Source organism: Paenibacillus sp. 01L418, from assembly GCF_056400045.1.
On the sequence record NZ_JBFTSN010000407.1, the window covers coordinates 1 to 5760 of the forward strand.

8 protein-coding genes and 1 pseudogene are annotated in these 5760 nt (G+C 43.0%); all 9 read right to left on the bottom strand.

Features of this window, described 5'->3' with window-relative positions; genetic code table 11:
* A pseudogene (locus AC1DSE_RS28900) lies at positions 1–298 on the bottom strand (4-hydroxy-tetrahydrodipicolinate reductase); the annotation flags it as partial.
* Positions 299–303: 5 nt separating this feature from the next.
* Positions 304–846 carry a tetratricopeptide repeat protein gene (locus AC1DSE_RS28905; RefSeq protein WP_477509639.1) on the bottom strand — a complete coding sequence of 181 codons (543 nt, stop codon included), beginning with the start codon at positions 844–846 and terminating at the stop codon, positions 304–306.
* Positions 847–900: 54 nt separating this feature from the next.
* Positions 901–1236 (bottom strand): nucleotide pyrophosphohydrolase, encoded by a 336-nt coding sequence (locus AC1DSE_RS28910; protein ID WP_076265695.1) that lies wholly within the window; start codon positions 1234–1236, stop codon positions 901–903.
* 243 nt (positions 1237–1479) lie between these two features.
* The gene (locus AC1DSE_RS28915; protein WP_477509640.1) at positions 1480–2349 is read right to left on the bottom strand and encodes a sporulation protein YpjB; all 870 of its coding nucleotides are present in this window, start codon (positions 2347–2349) and stop codon (positions 1480–1482) included.
* A gap of 42 nt (positions 2350–2391) precedes the next feature.
* Positions 2392–3024, bottom strand: a complete 633-nt coding sequence (locus AC1DSE_RS28920; RefSeq protein WP_441875575.1) for a DUF1405 domain-containing protein — start codon at positions 3022–3024, stop codon at positions 2392–2394.
* Positions 3025–3114: 90 nt separating this feature from the next.
* Positions 3115–3984 carry a menaquinol-cytochrome c reductase cytochrome b/c subunit gene (locus AC1DSE_RS28925; protein WP_076265692.1) on the bottom strand — a complete coding sequence of 290 codons (870 nt, stop codon included), beginning with the start codon at positions 3982–3984 and terminating at the stop codon, positions 3115–3117.
* Positions 3985–4002: 18 nt separating this feature from the next.
* On the bottom strand, positions 4003–4674 hold the full coding sequence (gene qcrB / locus AC1DSE_RS28930; protein ID WP_053376377.1) for a menaquinol-cytochrome c reductase cytochrome b subunit: 672 nt from the start codon (positions 4672–4674) through the stop codon (positions 4003–4005).
* A 16-nt stretch (positions 4675–4690) separates the two neighbouring features.
* Positions 4691–5224: a Rieske (2Fe-2S) protein gene (locus AC1DSE_RS28935; protein WP_477509641.1), complete on the bottom strand. Its 534-nt coding sequence runs from the start codon at positions 5222–5224 to the stop codon at positions 4691–4693.
* A gap of 241 nt (positions 5225–5465) precedes the next feature.
* On the bottom strand, positions 5466–5760 hold a 295-nt coding region (locus AC1DSE_RS28940), incomplete at its 5' end, for a DUF2487 family protein (protein WP_477528609.1).

The window sequence follows — 5760 nt, forward strand, 5'->3', positions numbered from 1 at the left end:
TAATAGGACGTACTCCTAATTCAATTGCCGTCTTCGTATGTCCATATGCCATCTGAGGAATGGTGAAATCAACGAGTACATCGGCTTGAGCACCTTGAAGTGCTTCCTCAAGTGTTGCACTGACTATAACTCCAGTATTTGCTTTCCCTGCAAATATACCCGCATCTACAGGACCAGCAGATGGAGCGACGGCCGCCACCAATTGAAGCGACTCGTCCTCCAGCACCATTTTTACAACTTCGCGTCCCATTCTTCCACTTGCACCAGCTACTGCCACGCGTATTTTTTGTGTCGTCATCTTTATCACCTGTTCCTTTTTCTTTTTGCATCCAATTGAAATCGCAGCATACGCCTCTTACGATTAACGTCAGCAAAGAGCCTTCTCGCTGCCGAATGGCTGGGATCGAGCCTCATTGCTTCCCTCGCATGAATAACCGCTTTATCGTATTGGCTAAGCGATGCATACAAAACGCCAAGCGTATAAAATGCATCGAAGCTTAATGGGTCAAGCAGTGCTGCTCTCTCAAGTAACGGTGCTGCCTCATGGAGCTCAGGCGGTACTTTGGCCAGCAAAAAATTAGCCTCCGCTTGCAAAATTCCGGCTTCTACGGTTTGAAGATGATATCTATATTCCGCAAGCTCGGGCGCAAGCCTAACGGCTGATTCTGCATGCTGCTTCGCTTTTGTCCATTTACCGCTTCGTGCGCAAGATACGGCGCATGTATGATAATAGAATGCATTTTCCGGTTCAACCTCAATGGCTTTCTCAAACCAATATATCGCTTGCTCGAAATCACTATTAAAGATGAATTCATAAGCCTTTTTCATGCAGCTCTCTCCATCCATCCGCCCATCCTCCTTGTACACAGGTTGATGGTACAGCATATGTATGGAGCTTGTTTACTGTTCGGTTATTTTCTTCGTCCACCGATTCGCATCGCGCGTAGTGAATTTATGCATAACCTTATTATGCGCTTCGGTTAAATCTATATTGAGGGAATTAGCGAAGCAAGAAAGAATAAATAAAATATCACCAAGCTCCATTTCAACGGAATTATCCGCTTCATCGGCTTTTTTAGGTTTTTCGCCGTAGAAATGGTTTACTTCACGAGCAAGCTCGCCCACTTCTTCGGACATTCTAGCCATCAAAGCAAGAGGACTGAAATAACCTTCTTTAAATTGAGAAATATAATCATCAACTTCTCGCTGAATATCTGATAACGTTTTTTCCGACATCTGTACATTTCCTTTCTGTCGATAGCTATACATTCATATGTTAACTTAAAGACGCAAATAAAATCAATGTTTTTAAATTGCTTTCTTTAGATAGCAAAAAAGTCGTCTATTACAACATTCTGCAGCAACTAATTTGGCTGCTAAAAATGAATGTGCGCAATATCGACTTTCATGTCTTTATACTAATCATTGCTTAAAAAAAACAATGCATTTACATATCATTTAGGATCTATCATCTACCCATTAGGAAATAGGCTTGACTCCAAAAGGATTTTCTTTATATTTTCTCCAGCCTGTGTAAGTAAGAATGGCTGAAATAAATGCACCTAATAAAAGTGTCCAGCGCAAAGGATTCGAAATAGGCACTGCTGCTACAACGGGAACATCCGCTTCTAATTGATTCTGATTAAACATTCGAGTGAGTGTATCCTTTAGTTCCTGCACTGATCGATTAATGCTGGCGACATTATTTTTATCTTTGCGAGATGCTTCCAGCAGTCGATTCGTATACTGAATTCGCTCCATCAACTCTGTTTCATGCTTGCTCCCGTACATCATACTGACAGCAGGTTTAATACGATCTGCATGTTTTTCCAAGCTTATCATTACAGCTCGTGCTGCTATAGCTCCATCATCAGTTTGGCGCTTCCAAGCTTTTTCCACACGCGAAATATCATCCAGCATGATCTTCTCATATTGCAGCCACAAGGCATTATTAGGCCTTGCAAGAGCATCAGCAGTTAATTTAATTCGGGCTGCCTCTACAAACCAGCTTGTCCCAAGTGAGCCTTTAACGAGCGTTTTCTCAATTGTATTGGCATCTCGTTCAACAGCTTGCCACCCTTCGGCATTACCAGCTTCATATTTAAGTTCTCCATCAACCAATTGCTGAAGCTGTTGGACATATTGATAAGCTGCTTGTCGATTATTTGTATAAGCTGCTTCATATAATGAGCTTGCAATATTATCCATACGTTGAACCTGTTTACTTGGATCTGGCGTCAACCGGGACGCAAAAGCTTGAAGACTAGCTCCGCTGCCCCAGACTAAATTAGCATAACCTATCGTCATGACGATACATACGACGAATGGAATAATAAAACGTATCTTCATGGACATCCCCCCATAATACAACTTATGAAGGGATGTCCATCGTTATACCTTCTTTCTAAAACGCCATACGAGTAATCCAGCTGCCAAACTAAAGAAGGATAAACCGTAGGTAAATGCGCGAACCGCATCCAAATCATCGTACAATTGTTTGGCAAGGTATGGAAATATCCCATATGTATAATCAACCGTGTCATTAAGAAGAAGCCATCCTGTAGCTACAATAAGCGAGACAGCTCCTGCTTTCATAAATCTGAAAAAAAGCAATGCCTCAAACGCCATTCCAAGATGTGAAGCCATAAGCATATAGTGCTGCCAGTTCAGCTCAGACCCCTGCCATGCTCCCGCTACAATCATCGACACAGCCCAAATGCCGTATTTGACTGAGCATACAACAGCCAAACCTTCAATAATGTACCGCAAAACTGTTACAAGGCCGTTTGAACGCTTAGGCGGAAATAAAAAATAAAGTAGAGCAATCGTAAAAAACAGACTTGCTGTGGGTGAATCGGGCACAAAAACAATTTGCCATAAGGGGTGGCTATCTAACGTTTCAGCTAATTGTGACTCGTACCAGATGTAGCCATAAACCGTTCCAAAAAAATTAACAATAAAAAGCAACCATAAAAATGGTCGGCTTAGTAAAAATTCACGGCTCCAAAAAATAGCGAGCATGATGAATCACTTCTCCTTCGCTTTATCATTAAAAAGGACTTATATTCGAAGAAAAACCTGACCGTGTAATACGATCAGGTTTTTTTCGATGATTTATTCTGTTGCCGCTTTTTGTTTGGACAGCCAAGTAGTCAGCTGATCAATTTCTTCGGCAGATAAAGTATCAGCGAAAGCTGGCATGCCGTTACGACCATTCGTAACTACTTCTACAAGCTGCTCTTTCGACAAAACGTCACCAACGCCAACCAAGCTAGGAACAGATCCTTGGCCTTTTAGGTCAGCTGCATGACAGCTGATACATTTTGCTTGCTCAGCAATTTTCATTGCTGGATCATTTGCATCAACAAGTGATGCTTCTACTGCTGGTTTCGTGTAGTTCGGACGCTCTTGGCCTGCTAGTGCAGCCTCACGCGCCTTCTCTTCACGCTCAATATGTTCCGGTACTTGTCCGTTAATTTCAAGCTGATGCTGGTAGTGATCCCAAGAAACAACTGTCAAGTAAACGCAAGCTACAAGTGTTAGCCCCATCAATGAAGATGCAATCGGACGACGGTAGAAGCGGCGTTCCTTGCCAGTGTCGAGGAATGGTGCTAGCAACAATGCGCCAAACATGACTCCGGGAATACCTACTGTTCCGAGCAAAATGTAATCTTGCGAAACATATGGGTATTTCAAAAATTGATACAAGAACAAAAAGTACCAGTCCGGCATCGGTATAAATGCCGCATTCGTTGGATCTGCTGGATAACCAAGTGGTGCTGGTTCAGCAATAACCCATACAAGAAAACCAACCAAAACGACACAGCCGACCATCCATTCCTTAAGCAGGAAGTTTGGAATAAACGCTTCCGATTTACCTGGAAAAGACGTGTAGTCCGGAGGAATGTTCGGATGGTTGTTTTTCTTAACACGCGAGTCGCCTACATAGACAACCTTCTCGTTCGAATTATGACCATGCGCCATAAGTATGCCTCCCTTCGCTTAAAGTGGTCCCGAAATACCTTGTTTCCGAATCATGATAAAGTGCGCTGCCAACATTGCAATCAAAGCGCCAGGTAAGAAGAATACATGGATCGCGAAGAAGCGAGTTAGTGTTTGTGCGCCTACGATATCGCCGCCGTAAAGGAATGAAGCGAGATACGGTCCGATTACCGGTACGGATTCAGCAATTTGGACACCAACTTTTGTTGCGTAGTAAGCTTTGTTATCCCAAGGAAGCAGGTAACCTGTAAATCCTAGGCCTAACATGATGAAGAAGATGAGCATTCCGACAACCCAGTTCATTTCCCTCGGCGCTTTGTAAGAACCGGTAAAAAACACTCGAAGGGTATGTAAGAACATCATAACAATAACTAAACTTGCCCCAAAGTGGTGCATGCCTCGAACGATTTGTCCGAATGCAACCTTGTGCTGCAGGTAATCAACGCTTGCATATGCGTTGATAATATCCGGAACATAATACATCGTCAAAAACATACCGGACAAAATTTGAATAACAGTGATAAAAAACGTCAGACCGCCGAAACAATATACGAATGCGGAAAAATGATGCGCTGGGTTAACGTGCTCAGGCACTTCATGGTCAGCCACATCTCTCCACAGAGGCGTAATGTCAAGACGCTCGTCGATCCAGTTGTAAACACTTTTAAACATCTGCCATACGACCTCCTTATTTCATTCTTGTATTCGGCATTACTGGACCCAAGTACACGAAGCCGTCTTCAAGCTTCACTTCGTACTCATCCAATGGGTTCGGGGCAACTGTAATGTTTTTCCCGTCTTTCGTGTAGCGCGCATCGTGACAAGGACAATCGTATTCATTTTGACCTTTTGTGTTCCATCCGATCGTACAACCTAAGTGTTTGCAAACTGGTGAAAGTGCAAAGATCTTGCCATTTGCATCCTTCGAAATCCAAGCTGCAAGCTCTGGGTCACTTACGTACCAACCGTCGATCTGATGAATTTTAAATTTGAATTCTTGCGGTTCGTTCGTAATTTTGCTCTCTTCCACAACTTTTACGTATGTACCCTCGCCCTTTTTCTTAAGGAGTGGATCCACTGCGAAACGAACCATTGGTAATACCGCGCCGCCCATCATAAATGCAGTTGTGCCACCAAGCGTATATGACAAAAATTGACGCCGGGACATTTCTTTGCGCTGAACCGGTCGATTCGCGGTCTCGTGTTGTTCATGGTTACTCATCTTCTGTTCTAACCCCCTTTGCCAACCATATCTCGCGTCTTGCCGCAGGGCAAAAACACATGACGAACTAGGACATAACTTATAATAGCCTAGGTGCTTGGGAGCGTCAAGAATATGGCTTCATATTTGAACGTTTATCAAATTATCGTTCAATAATTTGTTATCATTTTGTCACATTTGACCTTGTCTGGCATTTGTTTTCCCCGAAATCTAACTATATTATACGACAATTTTATGAAATTCATGTAGTCTGTCCACTCCATAAACTCCGTATCGCATTAGAAACATCAGATTGCTGCGGAAACTCACCATCTTGATTCGGACCAAACCATAAATCCACTTCTGGACACTCGGCAATCAATTGATTATTTGCAGTTACCGCAATAACATAACGAAACCCGCCGCGTTTCGCCGCAGCACACCACTCATTTAAATGCTCTGAGAGACGCTCGCTGTCGGAGATGTAATGCCATGCAGGATAAGTGACCACCCTCCCTTTAAAAGGGATTTCAATTAAATCCATTATGTCCCTAAGC